Source organism: Rhodococcus sp. NPDC077669 (assembly GCF_040686915.1).
GTDB classification, from domain to species: domain Bacteria; phylum Actinomycetota; class Actinomycetes; order Mycobacteriales; family Mycobacteriaceae; genus Rhodococcoides; species Rhodococcoides fascians.
Window position 1 is genome coordinate 1 of record NZ_JBFBMD010000044.1, and the last position, 19,151, is coordinate 19,151.

23 protein-coding genes and 1 pseudogene are annotated in these 19,151 nt (G+C 63.4%); 11 read left to right on the forward strand and 13 right to left on the reverse strand.

Going from position 1 to position 19,151, the window contains the following annotated elements:
- Positions 1–231 precede the first annotated feature (231 nt).
- Positions 232–816, forward strand: coding sequence for a hypothetical protein (locus AB0P23_RS24855; RefSeq protein WP_032374599.1), 585 nt, complete (start codon positions 232–234; stop codon positions 814–816).
- A gap of 62 nt (positions 817–878) precedes the next feature.
- A complete protein-coding gene (locus AB0P23_RS24860; RefSeq protein WP_052061615.1) occupies positions 879–1,406 on the forward strand; it encodes a hypothetical protein in 528 nt (175 codons plus the stop codon).
- 6 nt (positions 1,407–1,412) lie between these two features.
- On the opposite strand, the gene AB0P23_RS24865 is transcribed toward AB0P23_RS24860, so the two are convergent.
- Positions 1,413–1,925, reverse strand: coding sequence for a hypothetical protein (locus AB0P23_RS24865; RefSeq protein WP_230593515.1), 513 nt, complete (start codon positions 1,923–1,925; stop codon positions 1,413–1,415).
- Position 1,926: 1 nt separating this feature from the next.
- Entirely contained in the window at positions 1,927–3,180 is a 1,254-nt protein-coding gene (fmdA, locus tag AB0P23_RS24870; protein ID WP_032400935.1) for a formamidase, read from the reverse strand.
- A 200-nt stretch (positions 3,181–3,380) separates the two neighbouring features.
- Between fmdA and AB0P23_RS24875 the strand changes: the two genes are divergently transcribed.
- Both AB0P23_RS24875 and AB0P23_RS24880 read left to right on the forward strand, forming a co-directional pair.
- A complete protein-coding gene (locus tag AB0P23_RS24875) occupies positions 3,381–3,608 on the forward strand; it encodes a zinc ribbon domain-containing protein (protein WP_230591622.1) in 228 nt (75 codons plus the stop codon).
- A 42-nt stretch (positions 3,609–3,650) separates the two neighbouring features.
- Positions 3,651–4,871, forward strand: a complete 1,221-nt coding sequence (locus AB0P23_RS24880) for an FAD-binding domain-containing protein (RefSeq protein ID WP_363799732.1) — start codon at positions 3,651–3,653, stop codon at positions 4,869–4,871.
- Here AB0P23_RS24880 and AB0P23_RS24885 read toward each other — a convergent pair.
- From AB0P23_RS24885 to AB0P23_RS24895, 3 genes and pseudogenes are all read right to left on the reverse strand, one after another.
- Positions 4,865–5,443, reverse strand: coding sequence for a DUF4097 family beta strand repeat-containing protein (locus tag AB0P23_RS24885; protein WP_363799738.1), 579 nt, complete (start codon positions 5,441–5,443; stop codon positions 4,865–4,867). The two genes, AB0P23_RS24880 and AB0P23_RS24885, sit on opposite strands and share 7 nt — an antisense overlap.
- Positions 5,444–5,640: 197 nt before the next feature.
- A pseudogene (locus AB0P23_RS24890) lies at positions 5,641–6,296 on the reverse strand (response regulator transcription factor).
- Positions 6,287–7,561 carry a histidine kinase gene (locus AB0P23_RS24895; protein WP_052063055.1) on the reverse strand — a complete coding sequence of 425 codons (1,275 nt, stop codon included), beginning with the start codon at positions 7,559–7,561 and terminating at the stop codon, positions 6,287–6,289. The pseudogene AB0P23_RS24890 and the gene AB0P23_RS24895 overlap by 10 nt, the downstream one beginning before the upstream one ends.
- A gap of 194 nt (positions 7,562–7,755) precedes the next feature.
- Between AB0P23_RS24895 and AB0P23_RS24900 the strand changes: the two genes are divergently transcribed.
- On the forward strand, positions 7,756–7,938 hold the full coding sequence (locus AB0P23_RS24900) for a hypothetical protein (RefSeq protein WP_027494898.1): 183 nt from the start codon (positions 7,756–7,758) through the stop codon (positions 7,936–7,938).
- Here AB0P23_RS24900 and AB0P23_RS24905 read toward each other — a convergent pair.
- Positions 7,926–8,759: a MerR family transcriptional regulator gene (locus AB0P23_RS24905; RefSeq protein WP_032374602.1), complete on the reverse strand. Its 834-nt coding sequence runs from the start codon at positions 8,757–8,759 to the stop codon at positions 7,926–7,928. The genes AB0P23_RS24900 and AB0P23_RS24905 overlap by 13 nt on opposite strands.
- A 379-nt stretch (positions 8,760–9,138) precedes the next feature.
- Here AB0P23_RS24905 and AB0P23_RS24910 point away from each other — a divergent pair, with 379 nt between their 5' ends.
- Positions 9,139–9,789: a cutinase family protein gene (locus AB0P23_RS24910; protein ID WP_032374603.1), complete on the forward strand. Its 651-nt coding sequence runs from the start codon at positions 9,139–9,141 to the stop codon at positions 9,787–9,789.
- 6 nt (positions 9,790–9,795) lie between these two features.
- Here AB0P23_RS24910 and galK read toward each other — a convergent pair whose 3' ends face one another.
- From galK to AB0P23_RS24935, 5 genes are all read right to left on the reverse strand, one after another.
- Positions 9,796–10,962, reverse strand: a complete 1,167-nt coding sequence (gene galK, locus AB0P23_RS24915; protein WP_032374604.1) for a galactokinase — start codon at positions 10,960–10,962, stop codon at positions 9,796–9,798.
- Positions 10,959–12,074 (reverse strand): galactose-1-phosphate uridylyltransferase, encoded by a 1,116-nt coding sequence (galT, locus tag AB0P23_RS24920; protein WP_032374625.1) that lies wholly within the window; start codon positions 12,072–12,074, stop codon positions 10,959–10,961. The genes galK and galT overlap by 4 nt, the downstream gene beginning before the upstream one ends.
- Positions 12,075–12,097: 23 nt before the next feature.
- Positions 12,098–12,913, reverse strand: coding sequence for a DeoR/GlpR family DNA-binding transcription regulator (locus tag AB0P23_RS24925; protein WP_032374605.1), 816 nt, complete (start codon positions 12,911–12,913; stop codon positions 12,098–12,100).
- 89 nt (positions 12,914–13,002) lie between these two features.
- Complete coding sequence (locus AB0P23_RS24930; RefSeq protein WP_032374606.1) at positions 13,003–13,278, reverse strand: YrhK family protein; 276 nt, start codon at positions 13,276–13,278, stop codon at positions 13,003–13,005.
- A gap of 38 nt (positions 13,279–13,316) precedes the next feature.
- Positions 13,317–14,585 carry a reverse transcriptase family protein gene (locus tag AB0P23_RS24935; RefSeq protein ID WP_283348119.1) on the reverse strand — a complete coding sequence of 423 codons (1,269 nt, stop codon included), beginning with the start codon at positions 14,583–14,585 and terminating at the stop codon, positions 13,317–13,319.
- A 389-nt stretch (positions 14,586–14,974) separates the two neighbouring features.
- Between AB0P23_RS24935 and AB0P23_RS24940 the strand changes: the two genes are divergently transcribed.
- Both AB0P23_RS24940 and AB0P23_RS24945 read left to right on the forward strand, forming a co-directional pair.
- Positions 14,975–15,529, forward strand: a complete 555-nt coding sequence (locus AB0P23_RS24940) for a DUF3558 family protein (protein ID WP_206499016.1) — start codon at positions 14,975–14,977, stop codon at positions 15,527–15,529.
- Between the two features lie 26 nt (positions 15,530–15,555).
- Positions 15,556–15,942, forward strand: coding sequence for a hypothetical protein (locus tag AB0P23_RS24945; protein ID WP_206499017.1), 387 nt, complete (start codon positions 15,556–15,558; stop codon positions 15,940–15,942).
- Between the two features lie 275 nt (positions 15,943–16,217).
- Here AB0P23_RS24945 and AB0P23_RS24950 read toward each other — a convergent pair whose 3' ends face one another.
- Together AB0P23_RS24950 and AB0P23_RS24955 are read right to left on the reverse strand one after the other, a co-directional pair.
- Complete coding sequence (locus AB0P23_RS24950) at positions 16,218–17,045, reverse strand: SDR family oxidoreductase (protein ID WP_204879171.1); 828 nt, start codon at positions 17,043–17,045, stop codon at positions 16,218–16,220.
- A 182-nt stretch (positions 17,046–17,227) separates the two neighbouring features.
- Complete coding sequence (locus AB0P23_RS24955; RefSeq protein ID WP_032367567.1) at positions 17,228–17,785, reverse strand: XRE family transcriptional regulator; 558 nt, start codon at positions 17,783–17,785, stop codon at positions 17,228–17,230.
- A gap of 66 nt (positions 17,786–17,851) precedes the next feature.
- On the opposite strand from AB0P23_RS24955, the gene AB0P23_RS24960 reads away from it, so the two are divergent.
- The 3 genes from AB0P23_RS24960 to AB0P23_RS24970 all read left to right on the forward strand — a co-directional run.
- Positions 17,852–18,550 carry an AzlC family ABC transporter permease gene (locus AB0P23_RS24960; RefSeq protein ID WP_094665933.1) on the forward strand — a complete coding sequence of 233 codons (699 nt, stop codon included), beginning with the start codon at positions 17,852–17,854 and terminating at the stop codon, positions 18,548–18,550.
- Positions 18,547–18,858 (forward strand): AzlD domain-containing protein, encoded by a 312-nt coding sequence (locus tag AB0P23_RS24965; RefSeq protein WP_206499018.1) that lies wholly within the window; start codon positions 18,547–18,549, stop codon positions 18,856–18,858. The genes AB0P23_RS24960 and AB0P23_RS24965 overlap by 4 nt, the downstream gene beginning before the upstream one ends.
- A gap of 80 nt (positions 18,859–18,938) precedes the next feature.
- On the forward strand, positions 18,939–19,151 hold a 213-nt coding region (locus AB0P23_RS24970), incomplete at its 3' end, for a hypothetical protein (RefSeq protein ID WP_363799736.1).

Consider the following 19,151-nt stretch of genomic DNA (forward strand, 5'->3'; position numbering starts at 1 on the left):
CACCGTCTCGATGCCGTCCACCCCTGATCCGCCGTCCCCCGAAAGCATGAACAGAATCTACCGCGACCCACCGACACACTTTCGAACACACGTTCCTATCCAACTCTGTCGCCTCAGGCCGCGGTGACGACGGGCACCACTTCGTAGGCCAGCTCCGGTAGTCCGGTCCACCTCATGGATCGGTAACGTCGCACTAGCGCAAGCCCGGTATCGACCCAGAAAGGGCGCACCATGACCGTGCGACCATCCAGCGATCCCACTGCCGCCGACTGGCTCGTCCACGCTGATCGAGATTGGTGGGACCTCGCCACCAGAGGTCCACTGGGGTACGAGAGCTACGCGCGTCTCCGGTTCATCCCGGATCCGACGCACGCGGATCAGCGTGAGGGCGAGGCCGACGTTCCGTACGACGAGCGTTCGGAGACAAACCAATTGGCGATGGTCGTTGCGACGCTGGCCAAACACACGACGACACCAGCGGACTGCTACTTTTGCGTATGGGAGGGGTGGGGTGGTCTCGAGGTGCACGGTGCCGCGCGAATCCACCTCCCGGAACGGGAAGCATTCTTGTTCCGGGGGGCTGCCCTGGACCTATTGCGCTGGGAACAGGCACTCGATCCCCCTGATCGCGAGGGTCTGCCGATCCCCTCGTTCGTCTGGCCCGCCGACCGAGCCTGGTGCATCGCCAACGACATCGATCCCCACTTCGCCACCATCGGTGCGAGCTCGTCCGCGATAAAGGACGTTCTCGCCTACCGTCGAGTCGACACAGTCATCGACGACCCTGCCAGCCCACAACCCTGGTACAGCCATTGAATACCGGCCGCACAGAATGGTCTAACACTGCTCTGCAACAGGATATCTCGGCAACAGGATGGGTGAACGACGGCCTGAAGGTCGTCTCCGAAACCACAGTGGGCTCGCTGGTCCCCACTGTGTTCGACGCCTATGCCCGCATCCTGTATCCCGGGCGCAACGGCACGCCGAATCCCCTTCCGCGGGCGAAACCCATTGCAGCCCGGCATGTTCAGCTGGCATCCATCATCGAGGTACTCGCTGGTAGCACGAACACACCGGACGATTGCTTCTTCGCTATCTGGGAAGGCAACACCGCACTCGACTACATTCGCGATTCGGCACCGACCACGAACATCGCCGGCTACGACTACTTCCTGCTGAGGGGGCCGGTCTCACGTGCAACGGACACCCTCGGTGGGTTGTCACCGAATCTGTGGTGGCCCAACGACCACGCGTGGTGTGTAGCTCAGCACTTCGACTTCCCCTGTGCCTATATCGGGGGCAGCAGGGATGCCGTTGCGGACCTTCTCGCGCTCACAGAGATCGATTCGTCGCCGGTCCGCGTCGACCAGATCATCACCGTGAACTACGACCAGCACATCGACTGAGATACCTCAACCAGTCGATGCAACGGTCTCGACAATCGATGCTTTCCAACGAACTCCGAATCCCGCAGGTATTGAATCCCTTTCGTGGTACTCCAGCGCACCGCTGTACGTCACACTGAACGCGCCGGGATGTCGCGTCGGGATCAATTCCCGTCGTTGCACGAGAAGACCGGCCCGATCATGGATGCGGAGGGTGCCTCGCGGCCGCGTCCGAAAGTCCAACCACAGATACCTGTCCCACACCAGGCAGCCGTGTAACGTCACATCACCGACCAGGCCGCCGTCGCCCATCATCGTGGTGAAGCCGTTCCCGAGATGCGCCACCCACTCCGTCAGACCGTCCACAGTGACAGTCTCGACCCGAGCCGGCACCTCGGCACACATTTGCGCCGGCAGGTCCATCTGGTCGGGTGACGCCCAGTACGTGGTGGGAGTAAACACCGCGCCTACGGCAGGCTCGTCAGGCCACGGTTCCATGTCCTCGAGCATCCACAGTTGCGACATATCAAGCAAACTCACGTCAGAACTGCGCCCTGGGCGCTCCCATTCCCGGGTCGATTTGGAACGGCCCGCTGGCGGACGGCGCTATCGGGAAATCGAAGATTGCGGTGGGGATGTACACGGTGGCACAGGAGTTGGGTATGTCGACCACTCCGGACAGGCGTCCCTCGATCGGGGCCGAGCCCAGCAGCAGGTACGCCTGCTCGGGGCTGTATCCGAATTTGGTGAGGTAGTCGATCGCATGCATGCAGGCGTTCTGGTAGGACAGGTCGGAGTCCAGATACTTCTGCTCGCCGTCGACGGTGACCGAAATGCCCGAGAAGGCAATCCATTCCGAGTACTGCGGTGCGGTGTTTCCGGGCATGAAGATCGCGTTTTCACTGACCCCGTACGTGTCCATGCCGCCCTTGATCAGGTCGACGTGCAGGTCCATGAAACCGCCCATTTCGATGGCACCACAGAAGGTGATCTCGCCGTCACCCTGCGAGAAGTGCAAGTCTCCGAACGACAACTTCGCCCCTGGTACGAACACCGGATAGAAGACGCGAGTGCCCTTGGTGAGATTCTTGATGTCTTGATTGCCACCGTTCTCTCGTGGCGGTGCCGTACGTGCGGCTTCGCCTGCGACACACGAGAACTCGTCGCCGCTCAACGATCCCAAAATTGCCCCGTCGAGTTCGGGTGCTAAAGCCAGCGGGGGAACACGCTGAGGATCCGTGGCAATCAGCGCACCTTCACGGGCGTTCCACTTGGCCAGCAGTGCAGCCGACGGCGCGGTCCCCATCAGGCCGGGATGGGTGATTCCGGTGTACTTCACGTGCGGAACGTGGCGAGATGTGGTGGTCTGGCCGGAAAAGTCCCAGATCGCCTTGTACGCGTCGGGGAATCGATCAGTGAGGAATCCGCCGCCGTTCTGCTTGGCGAAGATCCCCGTGTATCCCCAGCCCTGACCGGCCAGTGGGCCCGAATCTTCCTGTGGGATCGGACCGACGTCGAGGATATCGACGATCAGCAGGTCCCCGGGCTCGGCTCCCTCGATGTGGAACGGCCCGGACAACGTGTGCACGTTGTTGAGCGGCGCATTCAGAATGTCCTCGGCGGAGTCGTCGTTGTGAATGGCCCCGTCGAACCATTCGCGGCAGTGCGCCCGAAACGACGTGCCGGGCTTCACTGTGACCGCCGCCGGGATATCGGGATGCCATCGGTTGTGACCGACGATCTCCTGTTCGGTGAAACTCTTCGTCGAGTCGAGCGGAAACAGCAGTTCGGGCACGAGGCACCTCCGGTTGCGCGGATTCTCCTGCCTCGATCATTGCACCGTCGTGGTGTATTCGGCCCAGTATGACGTGTAAATGTTGTATGACGTTGCGCCGGAACGCCACTGACACGACACCTCGCGCTACCCTCGTGTGCGTGCCCACCTACAGCTTTCGCTGCACACAGCGTTGCGAACCCGTTGAGCAGAGATTCTCCATGGCCGATGTCCCCTCCCAGGTGACGTGCCCGGAGTGCGGCGAGAGCGCTGCACGCCGGATTTCGTCTCCTGCCCTCGGCAGGGGGAACAGCGCTGCGATGAAGGCACACGACGCCTCGCGGGCCACCGCCGACTCACCGACGGTAGTCACCTCCATCCCACGGCAAGGGCGGGCGGCTAGCCCGACGACGTCGAACCCGCTCCACCGTCGCCTGCCACGTCCCTGATCTCGGCGTTTCTCTTTCGTGCCGACGGGGAAGTCCGGGTGCATGTCCCAGCTCCCCGCTCCCCCGTCGATCGCCGACGGCTTCACCACCGACGACGTCGTTTCCTGGGTTGCCGAGCATCTGGGCGACCTGACGCTCGAGCGGCCGGACGGGATTGCCGCCGGCGGCATTCGCGGCGGACAGTCGGCCGCCGACATGGCGCTGGCCGGTCTGGACATCACCGGCTACGCCCGCGACCGCAGCACTGTCCTTCCTGCGAATCGTCGTGGAGCCAGTCGAATGTCGCCGTACATCCGGCACGGTCTGCTCACTCTCCCTGAGGTGTGGGACGCCGTAGCGGACGCCCCTGCGCGCGATCGCACGCGGTACCGGGACGAACTCATGTGGCAGGAATACGCCCGCCACCTCTATGCCCGCGTCGGAACCGATCTGGGGAGATCCCTTCGTCGTGAACAACCACGACCGCACAACTGGACTTCCGAACCCTGGCCCGACGAGATGAACTGCATGTCCACGGTGGTGGGCGAATTGCACAGTGACGGTTGGCTCGTCAACCAAACACGCATGTGGCTGGCGTCCCAATGGGCTGTGCGTGCCGGCGCGACATGGCGCGACGGCGAGGACGAGATGTTCACCCACTTGCTCGACGGCTCACGGGCGGCCAATCGACTGGGTTGGCAATGGACGGTCGGTACCGGAAGCGGCAAGGTGTACGGCTTCAGTCGGTGGCAGGTGAACAAGCGCGCACCATCCCTGTGCCGCAACTGCGCGCTGAAAGACGCCTGCCCCATCGAGAATTGGCCCGACGATGATCTCGGACCGGCAGTCGACGGACCCGATCTCAACAAGGCACCGGTACCCGCGGGCCCCGCGAGCATGGAAGGTGATGGTGCAGAACAGGTCTGGCTGACCGCCGAATCGCTCGGCACCACAGACCCCGCCATGGCTGCGAATCCCGAGCGACCTGCCGTCTTCGTGTTCGACGAACCACTCCTGCACAAGCTTCGGCTGTCCGGAAAGCGACTGGTGTTCCTAGCCGAGACTCTCGGCGAGATCGCGTCGACCCGGCCGTTGGAGGTACGTCGCGGCCGAGTATCCGAGGAACTTTCCGGACGGTCTCTGGCCGCCACCTGGGCACCCGTTCCCGGCTTTTCTCGCATCGCCGACGCCATCGCCCCGGTCGAATTGCATCCATGGCCCTGGCTGACGCGTCCCACCACATCCTCGGTCCGGTCGTTCAGTGCGTGGCGGCGCAGTCACTGACGTGCCCGCACCGTGATCTGCCCTTCCTCGCTGGTGGCGGAGACCGTCTTCGGCGATCTGGGGTCGTTGATCACGTCGACGACGACGTCGCCTTTGTCGGATGCCGCGTCGACGGCATAGAAGTCGGCGGGCGGAAGCCCGATCGTCGTGTCGCCGATCACGTTGCGCGCCTTGACCGATTCCGGTGCAGTACGCGATTCGACGCTGATCTCGCCGAACGTCGTGCTCACATCCACGATGGACGCAGTTGCATCACTGATCTTCACGTCACCGAACCGTGTGTCGACCCGGATGGCTCCCGCCGATCCACGAGCGAACACCGATCCCGACGCTGTCGAGACGGATACGTCTGCACCGACATCCGACAGCACGACATCACCGCCCGCACCGTTCACCGCGAGGGTCAGGCCTGCGGGTATCTGCAATTCGACGTCGGCGTCACACGTCTTGTACCTGCCGTAGGAACATTCCACAGCCACGCTCGACCCGTCCGCACCGACGTCGACCGTGGGGGCGTCCCCTCGGTAGATCCCGTGCGCTCGAACATGCAGCGAATCATCGGGGCTGGGCACGAACTTCAGGTGCGCGAACCCGGTCGTCACAGTCAGCTGCGAGCCGTCGATCGCGTGATCTACCGAGTAGTCGTAGTTCTGAGTCTTCGGAACGGAGAAACCGAGCGCGATCGCCGCAGTGGTGCCTGCTCCGGCCGCACCGACCACGACGGCCGCTGTGGTGATCGCCAACGTGTAGCGCAACAATGGAATTCGATTCATCGAATAGCTCCCAGGTATCGTAGGACTGCCATGACCCGGCGGTGATCCGCACTGCGCCGAGCAATCCGAGTTTGGCGAAGATGTTTCCGATGTGCTTCTCGACGGCTGCTTGGCCTACGACCAGAGTGGAGGCGATGCCGGCATTGGACTTACCTTCGGCCATCGCCGTCAGCACATCTCGCTCTCGCGGTGTCAGCGAGTCGAGTGGATCCGATCGTGGTGCGCGCGCCAAAATCTGTTGCACAACTTCTGGATCGATGACGGTTCCGCCGTCGGCGACCGTTTTCACCGCGTCGGAGAATTCGTCCACATCGGCGACGCGATCCTTCAGCAGATATCCGACGCCGTCCGTGCTCTGCCGAATCAGTTCTGCCGCATACCTTTCCTCCACGTACTGCGAGAGCACCAGTACTCCGACATCGGGCCAACGCTCACGAATGACCAGTGCCGCTCGCAGACCCTCGTCGAGAAATGTCGGAGGCATCCGCACGTCGATGACGCAGACGTCGGGCAGCGGCTCGGTGGACGACATCAGCGTCAACAGCTGCGCCGCGTCACCAACTTTTCCGATCACCTCGGCACCGGAGTCGACCAACAAACGCGCAACACCCTCACGTAGCAGTACCGAGTCGTCGGCAATGATCACTCGCACGGGATGGTCACCTCCACTCGTGTCGGGCCGCCCGACGGCGAAGTCACCGTCAGGGTTCCGTCGATTCCGCTGAGCCTGTCGGCCAATCCGGCCAATCCGCCGCCGGGCTCGAAATGCGCACCGCCGCAACCGTCGTCGACCACGGTGACGGCGACGGAGGACTCGCCGCGAGCGACATCGACCTGCACGTTTCCGGCGTGGGCGTGCTTGCCGACATTGGTCAAGGCCTCGGACACCACGAAGTACACCGTCGACTCGGCGGTGGCGTTCAGACGTCGCTCGCCGGTGAGGGCCGGGTCGATGTCGATCGTCACCGGAACTGTCGACAACGCCGCGACCGACGACAGCGCTGCGTCGAGTCCGCGATCGGTCAGGATCGGGGGATGCAGTCCGCGCGTCAACGTTCGGATCTCACCGATCGCGTTCTTCGCCTCCCGATGTGCATCGTCGAGCAAACCCTTCAAGACCACGTCGTCCGTAGCCGACGCGCGAGACTTCGCTTGTCCCAGTGACATTGCCACCGAGACCAGCCGTTGCTGGGCACCGTCGTGCAGGTCCCGTTCGATGCGTCGCCGCTCGGCATCGGCGGCGTCGACGACGCGAGCACGGCTCATGGTCAGCTCGTTCACCCGCTTGCTCGACTCCGACTGCCCGAGAAGTGCTGCAGCGCTCCACCAATCGAGCTTGGCAATCAGGGTCGTCAGTGGCGGAACGCCGGCAACCAGGACTACCAGAGCTGCCACTCCGATCACCGCAACCAGCGGAAAGTCCACTCGTTCGGCTATCTCCAACCCGGTGCCCTCGGGATCGGTGACCAACCACGCGACCGGGGCGGCCGCCAGAACCGGAAGCGCCAGGAAGAGCGCAGGCAGCAAGAACAGCAGCGCAGCCGAGATCGGAATACGAATGATCCAGTAGACGAGCGACTTCCACAGCCCGACGTCACGAACACACCACACCAACCTTCGCCAACTGGTCGGATAGACGATGGTGTCCGGTTTCGTGATCTCGATGCCACTGGTCAGGTCGATGCCCGCTCGCGCCGCGATGTCCAGCCAACGAAGGACCACGATCGTGAACACGAAGACGAGCACACCGCTGAGGGCGAACGGCAACGCGAACACCGCGAGCAGGAGCAGACCTACGATCAGCCATCCGCCCAGTCCGGCGAACGTCGTCGCCAACAGCGACGCCATTGCCAACCACCACTGCTGCGAAATCCACGCTCTGAGCGGATTGAGGGGAATCGGTAATGCCTGGTTCATGCGGATGAGCCTAAGTGGGCAGTCGCCGGGGCGTCCTCACTGCGAACCCACGAGGTGAGGTAGGGCCAGCCCTACCCTCGGCGCGCAGGTCCATGTGAGTTCGCCCAGCTCAGGCGTCGAACACGCCCTTTGCTTCCCGAACTTGTCGGTAGCCGGTGATATCAAGGAAGTACACGACTACAGAAAGGGTTCCCATGTCCGCCAGTGTCGATACCTGCCACGGAACGCTCGTGATCCACGCAGTCGGTAGTGCGGAATGCACGGAACCCGATTGCGTGGATCTCGAGTACGTTCGCCACTTCCTGGTGCTCGAGTGCGAGGAGATCACCGGCGGCTGCCAGTGCACAGCGCTGGTTGAGCTCGCTCAGGCGTCCTGACGCCGGACGACCGGCTGCTGCAGCTCCGTCACCCAGTTCTCCTGCGGCGCAGGCTCGGAGACCAGGTAGTACTCGCGGCAGATGCCGGAGAGCTCGTAACCGTTGGCGTCGATCCAGGCCATGAACTGCTCCCAGGTTTCCCCGATCGTCGCCATCGAGCCGTGGTGCACGGTCGTCAGCGCGAGGTCGATCGCGGGTAGCTCGGTGACGTCGTAGTCCTCGCCTGCATCAACGTCGGGGGTGATCTCGAACGCGGCATGCACCGTGATGCCGGTGCCGTCACCGTCGTCGACGGCCTCGTAGAGGGCGATCGACGACGGTCCGAATTCGACTCCGTCTCGTGCCAGAGACGACGCGAGCCGGGCGTACATCGGACCGATCACCGGGCCGATGTTCTGTGGCCCGTAACCGGCAGCATTCTCGGTGACGACGGCGACGCGGGTGGCCGGCAGCGACTTGGTGTCCACAATGATCATCGAATCTTCTCCCTCTACGGCGCGGAGGCGCGCATCGATCCGACGCAGTCGGGCGGCGTCGAGATCGAGTCGATGGGCGACGTCTTCACGTTTGGCGACGAGCATCCGACGCAATCGGTCGGCGCTGACCTGCGCATGCACGATCTGCTTCACCTCGTCGAGCCGAAATCCCAGGTCCTTGAACATCAGGATGCGGCCCAACTCCTCGAACTGTCTACCGTCGTACGACCGATATCCGGTGAACGGATCCACCCGTGCCGGCGTCAACAGCCCGATCTCGTCGTAATGCCGAAGCATGCGAACCGAAACCCGGCCGATCGATGCGAACTCTCCGATACTGAACATGACCCTCCGAGACTGCCGTCTCACACTGTGTGAGGGTCAAGTATCGCGCGCCGTGCGGTGGCTCGACCCGTTCTGCGCGCACCGATCAACCACTTTCGCCGGTCGTCGCATCGATCGAGTGCGCTCCCTGATAGTCACGAAAAATTCGGACCAGGCCATTCGCCAGGTCTACGGCACCCCAGCGGTCACCGTAGCGCAACAGGCGTTGAGAAACCAGGCTTGGCAGTGAATTCCCGACACATCTCGAGACGGCCTCCCGGAGCCGCCTCGATAACCGACCGGGCGTCTGTAATCAAATGTTGAACGACCCTGTGAATGGGACGTCGCAGCGGTTATGGTTCGTTTCGATGCTCCTCCCCCGAACCCACAAGGACTCGCCATGAAGAGACGCCTGATCGCCTATTCCATTGCTGCACTTGCTATCTCCGCCACCGCAGTGGCGCTTCCCACCGGAGTGGCCTCGGCCGCGCCGTGTTCGGATGTGGACGTCTCGTTCGCTCGCGGCACCGGGGAACTTCCCGGCCTCGGCATCACGGGTACTCCTTTTGTGAGCACCGTCAAATCGCAACTCTCGGATCGCTCGGTCAGCACGTACGCCGTGAACTACGCCGCCGACTTCACCCAGGCCAGCGCGGGACCCGGATCTCGCGACCTCGTGGCTCATCTCAATTCCGTTGCGGCATCGTGCCCGTCGACGAAATTCGTGATCGGCGGTTACTCGCAGGGGGCGACCGTGGTGACCAACGCAGTCGGTCTGCGCACTCCCAGCAGCTTCACCGGTGCCGTCATCCCGGCCGCGATCGCCGACCGTATCGAGGCCGTTGTGGTGTTCGGCAACCCATTCTGGCTTACCGGCAGGAAGATCGAAACAGCCAGCAGCACATACGGTTCACGCACCAACAGCTTCTGCAACTTCGGCGACCCGGTGTGCCAGATCGGTGGCTTCAACACCTTCGCTCACCTGACCTACGGCACCAACGGCTCGACGACGCAGGGTGCCTCGTTCGCGGCCGCTCAGGTACGGAGCTGAATCGACTCACCGAAATCGGTGCGCGGGCCCCGATGGTTCTGCGGATAGAAAAGTCGGTTCCGGTAGCCCGGATTGCTGTGCGCTCGTGAAGATTTCCTCAGCGACTGCATCGACCCGAGCTATCGGAACCAACGCAATGGCCGAACCCCCGAACCCCCCACCCGTCATACGGGCCCCGTATGCCCCGGCTCGCAGCGCAGCATCGACGGCGCTGTCCAGCTCGGGGGAACTGACCTCGTAGTCGTCTCGAAGCGAGACGTGCGACGCCGTCATCAGGTCGCCGAGTTCGGTACCGATGTCACCGCCGTCCAGCAAAGCTACTGCCCGCTCGACTCGTCGTATCTCGCTGGTGACGTGACGAACTCGGGGAACGAGAGCCTGATCGACGAGCCCCGATACCGCCCGCTCGGGGTCGAGTCCGCGCAGCGTCGACACACCCAGCTCCAGGTAGGCCCGGTCGAGGGCGGCCCGGCGGGCACCGTACTGGCCGTCGACCAGACGGTGCGGAGCGTTGGTGTCGATCACCATGATGCGAGCACCCGACGCCGCGACGTCCAGTGGGATCTGCCGGGTCGACCCGTCGAGGCAGTCCAGAAGCAGGGCATGCCCTCGTTCGGCAAGCATCGCGATGGCTTGATCCATTCCCCCGGTCGACGCGCCGGCCACATCGTTCTCGGCGCGAATGCTGGCGTCGATCAGTACCTTTCGATCGACGTTCAGATCGAACAGATCGCTCAGGGCCAAGGCGAACGAGCACTCGAGGGCCGCCGAACTCGACAGGCCCGAGCCCACCGGTACCGAGGAGTGCACGGCAACATCGACTCCGCCTATCCCGTGCTCCTGCAGCGCCCAGGCAACGCCCGCGACGTACGCGGCCCATCCCGACGGACTTCCCGGTCCGATGTCACCGAGTTGCCCCGTCCACGTCTGGTCGGTGTGCGTCGAGACCGCCCGCATCGTGGCATCCTCGCGCCGCCGAACAGCGACTGCAGTGGCGAAGGGCAGCGCGAACGGCAACACCAGACCTCCTGCGTAGTCGATGTGTTCGCCGATCAGGTTGACTCGCCCCGGTGCCAACCAGACGCCGTCCGGCTCCCCGCCGAACGCGGTGTCGAACAGCCCCGAAGCACCGTCGGCGAGGCTCTGCTCGGACACGACGCTCAACCAGTTCACACCAGCACCTCGCGCAATCTGTCTGCGATTCTCTCGGGAGTCGTGTCGTTGATCCATGCGCCCATCGCCGACTCGGATCCGGCCAGAAACTTCATCCGGCCCGGTGACCGCATCATCGAGAACAGTTGCAGGTGAAGTCGTCCCAGCTCTCGATCGGATCCGACGGGGGCCTGGTGCCACGCCGAGATATACGGCACCTCGTCCACGCCCTCGAAGAATGCGTCGACGCCCCGCAGCAATGCGCGGTAGACGCCGGCCAGCTCGTCGCGCTCCGCGTCGTTCAGTTCCGCAAGATCTGCGACGTCGCGGCGCGGAGCAAGATGTACCTCGAGCGGCCACCGTGACGCCGCGGGGACGTACGCCACCCAATGCTCGACATCCACGACTATCCGTCGGCCCGAGCGCAATTCGGCGGCGAGTACATCGGCCAACAGAACTCGACCGGTGTTCTCGAAGTGCTTGCGCGACTGCCTGATCAAAGCATCGGTACGAGGAGGAAGGTAGGGGTAGGCGTAAATTTGGCCGTGCGGGTGCGTCAAGGTGACACCGATCTCCTTGCCACGATTCTCGAAGCAGAACACCTGTTTCACTCCATCGATCGCCGAGAGCTCCGTGGTCCGGTCTGCCCACACGTCGATGATCGTTCGGACCCTCGACAGTTCCAGCGAGACGAAAGACGCGTCGGGATCACTGGCGAAACAGACGACCTCGCACCGACCGGTACCTGCCGCCAATGGCCACATCGGCTCACCGTCGACCGCTGCCGGAAGAGTTTGTTGTGCAGCACTTCCCGCCAACGACGGGAAACGGTTCTCGAACACCACGACGTCGTAATCCGAGGCCGGGATCTCGGTCGCCGGCCGGCCCGGACGGCTGGGGGCCAACGGGGACAGGTCGGCGGGAGGCAGGAACGTGCGGTCCATCCGCTGGGCAGCCATGACGATCCACTCGCCGGTGAGAACGTCGAATCTCATCTGCGAGAGCGACATCGACGGCGGCAGCGGCCGTGAATCCACCAGCTCCCGGGTGGCACCACCGGAAAGGTAGGGCTCGGTGTCGTCGTAATAGATCAATTCTCGACCGTCGGCCAGCGTGGTCGAGGTCTTGCGCATCGGATGGCTGGTGTCCTGCGTGGTCATCGACTGCTCTCTTCTCGAGTTGTCGGCCGGGGCTCGGCGGGACCGGTTGCGACGACCACGTCGTCGACGATGTCGGTCAGCGCGTCGCGAATACGTTCGGGCACATCGACATCGGTGACGATCACGTCCACCTCCGACAACGCAGCGGTGGTTGCGAGGGCGCGAACACCCCATTTGGTGTGATCAGCGAGGACCGCGACGCGTCGAGCCGAGGCGACGAAGGCCTGATTGGTCTGTGCCTCCAGCAGATTGGGGCAGGTGAGGCCCGCATCGATGTCCACTCCATGCGTGCCGAGAAACAGAATGTCGACGTGCAGCGTCTGCAACGCACCGACCGCCAACGGGCCGACGAGTGCGTACGACGGGGTGCGTTGGCCTCCGGTGAGCAACACGGTGTGGTCTGCTCTGCCGCCGGCGTGAAGGACGTCGGCGACGGGCAAGGAGTTGGTCACCACGGTGATGTCGGGTACACGAAGCAGTTCCCGCGCCAGCGCGTGTGTCGTCGTACCTCCGGAGATGCCGATGGTCGTTCCTGGCCGGATCAATCGTGCTGCGGCGCGGGCAATGGCGGCCTTGGCGTCACGGCTCTGCTCGGACTTGACCGGAAAACCCGGCTCGAACGCGCTCGCGGAACTCGGCGCGGTGATGCCGCCATGCACTCGCTCGACCAGGCCCTGGGCGACCAGTTCATTGACGTCACGTCGAATGGTCATGTCGGACACCGACAGAGCAGTGCCCAACGCGGCCACCGTGACGGCTCCCTCGGACAGCACCCGGTCCAGAATCTTTTGCTGACGTTGATGGGCGAGCATCACACCATCACCAGACCTGATTCCATGCACACAACATTCACCAGATAACAACAAATGTCAACAAAAGCGAACAGGGTGCGGCGATGTGGTCAGAAGTCGTCGTCGCTCTCGGACGCGGTTCGTGTACGCCCGATCCGTGTCAGATGCACCCGTCGCGCCAGTCGAATCACGGGACGAATGAGCAGTTCGATACTCCCCAGCAGGAAGAGCCACGTACCGATGACCGTCGTGCTCTCCTGAAAGAAGAGGATGCTGCCGGCGATGAACCAGACCGCAACGAGAATGTCGTTGATGATGCTGACAACTTCCCACCGCTGGCGAATCACCAGCTCCTCGTGCCCGATGGTGAAGGTCAGGTCGTTCATAGCGGCTCCTTCGTAAAACGTCGGTGTACCCAGTCCGACTACCCGGATCCCTCCCAATCGACCCGGGCTGCCATCTCGAGCAGTTTCCGACGGCGTGTCTCGCTGGTCTCGCCGATCCGCGCGATACGTCCGTACACATGGGCACGGAAGTCGGTCAGAACGTCCCGATTCTGTTGAACTGCACCGCTACCGATGCAGTTGTGCAGTAACGCGCGGAGGTTGTCGTACTCCTCTCGCGGAACTGCGGGCCACGCATTCACCACCAGCCCGGTGAGCTGTTGGCGTTGATGCGCGCGCCGCACTCGGGTTTTGTCGGGATGAATCGTGAAGCCCTCGTCGTGCACAATCTGGGACAGCACCCATAGCAACTTGTCGACGTCGAGGTCAGCCGGACCGGAGAACGCCAGGTCGTCGGCGTAGCGGGTATACCGGGCACCCATGGTGCGGGCGAGCCCGGCAGCTCGAATATCGAGTTGGCGGGCAGCCAGGTTGGCCAAGGCGGGCGACGTCGGTGCGCCCTGCGGCAAGTGAGTGGTGCGAAGCCTCGCCGCCGTCGCGCGGTCCATGCCCGTCAATTCGCCGGCCGGGGTGACCGTTGTGCACAGCGCGGCAAGATTGGCCGCGACCTTTCTGCGGTAGCCGACGGCCTCGAAGATCGCAACGACGCGATCGAACCCAATGGACGGAAAGAAGCGACGTAAGTCGACCGAGACCACCACCTCACGCTCGGCGTGGGGCGTCGCGAACGTGCGGGGGCTTCGCCCTTTACGAAAACCGTGCGCGGCGGGATGTGGTGGAATTCGATCCAGGATGCGGTGCAGTATCTTTCGCTGAATCTCGCGCAGGCGCGGTTTGGGAACCTCCAGCAGTCGAATGCCCTGACGTTTGTCCAGTCGCGCAGATCGATAGTGCTGCAACGGGAACGGCGCGGTGCGCAGCCTCCCCTGCAGGTCGGCAAACCATTCGATTTCGGAGATCGTCAGGTCGAGAGACCGTGCAAGCTGACCGGTCGATTCGTACCGTGGTACCTCGAATCGCCAGGGCTTGAAGCCGGAGCTCGTATTCGGCCGCTGCGAGGACGCGGAGGGCTCCGAGATGAACGGAAGATCGCGCAACAAACCGAAAATCGACGCCTCGTCGAAGGGTGGGTTGGGATACAGATTGATGATTCGGGCTGCGAGCCACGAGGCTCTTTCGGGCATGAAATGTGCGAACGCAACCTCGAGCCCCGACCGCGTCCACTCTGCGTCTGCAGCCAGACCTGCGAGAGTTGCGGCGGCGCGCGGCGTCAGTTCGCGGTCGTTCACGTGTGTCGCTCCGCCGGGTCTGGGGCGAGGGAATGCAGCGACGCGGGGCGACCGAAATCTTTCGTCCTCGGAGCAGTCGGGCACGCGTAGCGTGCGGAGCTGCTTCGGACGCAGTGCTCGATTCTCTTCCTATACCCAGGGGTTACCCCTGAGACCGGTCCCGCGGACCAACTCTCGCCCACGCGCCGCTGCATCCCACCACAATGCCAAACCGACGCGGATCTGTCAGCGGGATGACTCGCTGGTTCGACCGACCGGTCGGGTTTTGAAGTTCTAGTGAGTTGCTCAATTGCGAGCCGGAGCTCTCGAGTCCGGAGGAGGTGAACGGAACCAGCGCCGACTCCGTTGCGTCCAACCCATAGATGGGGTCTTGGGAAAGGACAGTGCACATGCATCGAAACAGTAGATGGGCATCGATCGCGGTGGGAGTGCTCCTGCTCAACGCATGTTCGACGGGCCAAGACGGTACTGCAGTCCCAGAAGTCATCGCAACAACCAGCACGGCCGTCGCAGCACCGACGCCCTGGGATCCATGCACCATCCCCGACGACGCCATCGAGCAGGCGGGATTGAACACGGCCACCAAGGAGTCGGGGGTGTTCGGCAGAGATCAAAACGGATTCAAAATTTGCGGCTGGGAGGCCAACCCTCCGAGCAGCGAGTACTTCTTCTCAATATTCGTCGGATTGGAGAACATCGATTACATCGACGATCCGAGTTACTTCGACCGACTTCAACCCGTTCGAGTGGGCACGCGTAACGCCACCCAATACCAGCAACTGTCTGCTGACTCGTCCCGAAACTGCGGAGTCGCCTTCGTGGCCGGCGCTGAATTGATCAGGGCCACGATCATCACCAGCGCGTTGGTACGCGACCCGCCGTATGCCCCTTGCACGGAGCTGAACTCCTTGGTGTCAGTGCTCGACTCAGAACTCCCCAGCTGAATCCATCGACCGAAAGAGGCGACACCGTGACTGAAGCCAGGCCGGACCTCATCGCACACTGGCGAGACCTCAACGCCCAAGCCGACGCGGGCACCATCACGATTCCACCCGACGTCGCCGCGAAATGCGACGCGGCATGCGCAACCTACCTCGTACACCTCGCCAAGATGCAAGCTCAAGCAACCCAGCTGAGCGAAGTCAAGTCCTGGGGCGACTTCAAGTCTGCTCAGGATTTGCAAAACAGGTTTGCTCGCCTGGCGACCGGCAAAAGCACGTCACTCGATGTCATTCTGCAGCAACACATCGACGTCATCGATTCGATGCGTACGTTGTTTCGGCGCTACTTCGACGAGACGGCAGAAGTCGACAGCAGAACGGCCGCGAATATCGTCGCGCTCACTCCAGAGAACTGACGGCCTGCAGCACTATTCGATGGACATCGACCTCGCGTTTGTCGTTGTCCAGTCGCCGCTACACCGGCTCGCAACTGCGAGAACGCCACCACTCGATCCGCGCCCTCAGCCGTCAGGCACACCCCACCGACGAGGTGAAAATCCCGACGATGGGCGTGAATCCCCGCCTCCCCGCGTTTTCGTCGCGTCCGGAGCGTAGCTGCAAGCAAGCCTCCTGAGACGGATCAAGGCCGCCCAGGTTGGAGCTCACACCTAGAGGTTCGCGTGGTGGAGACTCAGCCTCCGTGCGCCTCGACGGCCACGGGCTGCCATTCGCGCCAGTTCGCCAGGCGTGATTCGTAGTCCTTCGTCGCGATCTGGAGCGGTGCCTCTCCGAAAAAGACTCGCAGCGGCGGCTTTTCGGCGTCGACGACCTTGAGCAGCGCCGCACGCGTAGCTACCGGATCGCCAGGAGTCGCCTGCCTTGCACTCCGCAGTTCGGCGGCCTTCTTCCGAATCGGGTCGTACGCGGCGATGTCGGTGGACTTCTTGGCAGACGGACCGGCCCAATCGGTGGAGAAACCACCCGGTTCGATCAGCGTCACATGGATACCGAAGTCCTCGACCTCCTGCGCCAGGGCCTGACTGAATCCTTCGAGGGCCCACTTGGACGCGTGGTACGCACCGACATTGGGGAATGCGGAGATTCCGCCGATGGACGACACCTGCAGGATGTGGCCGCTGCCCTGCTCACGCATGAACGGCAACGCGGCCTGAGTGACCCACAGCGCTCCGAAGACATTGGTCTCGATCTGCGCGCGGGCGTCCTCCTCGGAGATCTCTTCGATCATCCCGAACTGGCCGTAGCCGGCGTTGTTGACGACGATGTCGAGCGATCCGAAGGTCTTGTGCGCCAGGGCGACTGCTGCGAAGTCGGCAGCGCGGTCGTTCACATCCAGCTCGATCGGCAGAATCGCGTCGCCGTATTTTTCCACGAGATCGTGCAGTGTCGCCGTGTTGCGAGCCGTGGCTGCGACTCGATCGCCGCGGTCGAGGGCTGCAATAGCCCACTCGCGTCCGAATCCCTTGGAAGTGCCGGTGATGAACCACGTCTTGGCTGCCATGAATCTCGCCCCTTCGCTACACGGACAAAAGTAAGGACGACGTCCGCTGCAAACGCCTCTCGGCGAGTGGTCGCTCGTAGCGACAAATGGGGTGAGGCCCGGGGCTTGCCAAGCGAACGCCGTCGAAAGAGTCCAACGGGGTACGTCCGCCGACTATTCCCCGCACGTCAACTGCGTTCCGTTCAGCTGTGCTCGGTGATCATTACCGCCATGGTGTTCGGCTCCAGCGCCTCGAAGATATGCAGCGCGTCGCCGGGGTAGGCGACATAGTCGCCGGGCAACAGTTCGACTGCCTCGCCCACCGGCCCCACCAGCGCTCGTCCGGCGCTGAGCACCACGTGCTCGACCACGCCGGGGGAATGAGGGTCCGAGCGCCTGGGCTCGCCCACGTCCGCACTGACCAGATAGATGTCTCGTCGCGCGTTCGGCGGAGACGACGCCAGCAGCGTCGCCGAGTAGTCCGCCCGGTCCGACGCGAATCTCGGCCCCTCCCCCGCACGGATCAGCCGGACCGACTGCTTCGCGGGCTCGACCAGTCTGGAGAACGGCACGTCCAGGGTGACGCTGAGCGCCCACAGAGTTTCCAGACTTGGATTCCCCGTACCCGATTCCAGTTGCGACAGAGTCGATTTGGCGATACCCGCACGACGCGCCACCTCGGCCAGCGAGAGGCCGACGCGTCGTCGTTCCTGCTGCAGAGCAGCAGCGATGGCTGCGATCGGTGGTCCGGCGTCCGCCATTCGTTCACTCCATCGGTACGTTCGTTTGATTTGACGAACAGCCTAACATCGTCCACTATAACGACCATGCGTTCGACATGGCGAACCCTGCAGGGGGTCAATATTCGCGACATCGCGTTGGTTTGCCTGGCCGACGCCTTGGTCGGGGCCTCGTTCGGTGCCATCGCCGTCGCCGCCGACCTGCCACTGTGGCTACCGGTGGTGATGTCCTTGGTGGTCTTCGCGGGCTCCTCCCAATTCATCTTCGTCGGCATCCTGGCCGTCGGCGGCAACCCCGTCGCCGCCGTGGCGAGCGCCTTGCTCGCCAATACCCGGCTCGTGCCGCTCGGATTCTCCATAGGATCCGTTTTCGAGAACGTCTCGCCATGGAAGCGACTGCTCGGCACCCACCTGATCACCGACGAAGCGGTCGCATTCAGCGTCGCCGAAGAAGACGAAGGACGGCGTCGAACAGCGTTCTGGCTGTGCGGAATCGGACTGTTCGTCACCTGGAACATCGGGGTGGTGATCGGCACTCTCGGTGGTGGCGCAATTACCGATACCGCCGCACTCGGACTCGACGCCGCATTTCCGGCGATCCTGCTCGGACTGATCATGCCTGCGCTCCGAGATCGGGGCACGCGCAATGCCGCACTCGTCGGCGCAGGGATCGCCCTGGCAGCGTCGATGTTCCTACCGAGCGGACTGCCGGTGCTCCTCTCGCTGATCGCCGTGGTCCCCGCACTGCTGTCCACCAAGCCCGCCGCAGGCAAGGAATCCGCATGAGCCTCACGATCCCGCTGATCGCCATGATCGTCGGCACTTTCGCGCTCCGCCTCATCGGCCCGGCCCTGCGCTCGCGCATGACCATCTCGCCCCGCATCGACCGCGTCATGTCCACCTCGGTCGCCGTCGTGTTCGTAGCCCTCATCGCCACCTCGACCCTGCTCGTGGGCAAGGACTTCGCGGGCTTCGCAGCCCCTATCGGCGTCACCGTCGCCGGAATCCTCGCTTGGCGCAGAGCACCCTTCGTCGTCATCGTGATCGCCGCTGCCGCAACCACCGCTGCCCTCCGCTGGTTCGGTGTCGCCTGACCGAACCGCGGCACCCCAAGTCCACTAGATGTGACATTGACCCCCGAAAAGTCCACCAAATGTCACATTGAGTGCATCGGATGGGGAACACGGGTGACAGCCATCGCCCCTTCGCGGACTACCGACTCGGCAACAAGCCCGTTGCCACCCGGGCCACCTCGCTTACTGACCTGAGCGCCCACTATTTCTCTGCATCCACGGGATCCGGGCTGTTGCGATTTCGATTCGGCTTCCGTTGTGTGGTGTCGGACGGCGGAATCAGTGGGACCGCGGCCGGGCCACCGACCTCAGGT

Bases quoted from the DNA above. Each gene is read 5' to 3' on its own strand.
- AB0P23_RS24925 (WP_032374605.1), bottom strand. From the start codon at position 12,913: ATGCTCGCCCATCAACGTCAGCAAAAGATTCTGGACCGGGTGCTGTCC.
- AB0P23_RS24880 (WP_363799732.1), top strand. From the start codon at position 3,651: ATGTCCCAGCTCCCCGCTCCCCCGTCGATCGCCGACGGCTTCACCACC.
- AB0P23_RS24930 (WP_032374606.1), bottom strand. From the start codon at position 13,278: ATGAACGACCTGACCTTCACCATCGGGCACGAGGAGCTGGTGATTCGC.
- AB0P23_RS24950 (WP_204879171.1), bottom strand. From the start codon at position 17,045: ATGGCAGCCAAGACGTGGTTCATCACCGGCACTTCCAAGGGATTCGGA.
- AB0P23_RS24875 (WP_230591622.1), top strand. From the start codon at position 3,381: ATGGCCGATGTCCCCTCCCAGGTGACGTGCCCGGAGTGCGGCGAGAGC.
- AB0P23_RS24955 (WP_032367567.1), bottom strand. From the start codon at position 17,785: ATGGCGGACGCCGGACCACCGATCGCAGCCATCGCTGCTGCTCTGCAG.
- AB0P23_RS24940 (WP_206499016.1), top strand. From the start codon at position 14,975: ATGCATCGAAACAGTAGATGGGCATCGATCGCGGTGGGAGTGCTCCTG.
- AB0P23_RS24895 (WP_052063055.1), bottom strand. From the start codon at position 7,561: ATGAACCAGGCATTACCGATTCCCCTCAATCCGCTCAGAGCGTGGATT.
- AB0P23_RS24900 (WP_027494898.1), top strand. From the start codon at position 7,756: ATGTCCGCCAGTGTCGATACCTGCCACGGAACGCTCGTGATCCACGCA.
- AB0P23_RS24910 (WP_032374603.1), top strand. From the start codon at position 9,139: ATGAAGAGACGCCTGATCGCCTATTCCATTGCTGCACTTGCTATCTCC.
- AB0P23_RS24965 (WP_206499018.1), top strand. From the start codon at position 18,547: ATGAGCCTCACGATCCCGCTGATCGCCATGATCGTCGGCACTTTCGCG.
- galT (WP_032374625.1), bottom strand. From the start codon at position 12,074: ATGCGCAAGACCTCGACCACGCTGGCCGACGGTCGAGAATTGATCTAT.
- AB0P23_RS24905 (WP_032374602.1), bottom strand. From the start codon at position 8,759: ATGTTCAGTATCGGAGAGTTCGCATCGATCGGCCGGGTTTCGGTTCGC.
- AB0P23_RS24960 (WP_094665933.1), top strand. From the start codon at position 17,852: ATGCGTTCGACATGGCGAACCCTGCAGGGGGTCAATATTCGCGACATC.
- AB0P23_RS24855 (WP_032374599.1), top strand. From the start codon at position 232: ATGACCGTGCGACCATCCAGCGATCCCACTGCCGCCGACTGGCTCGTC.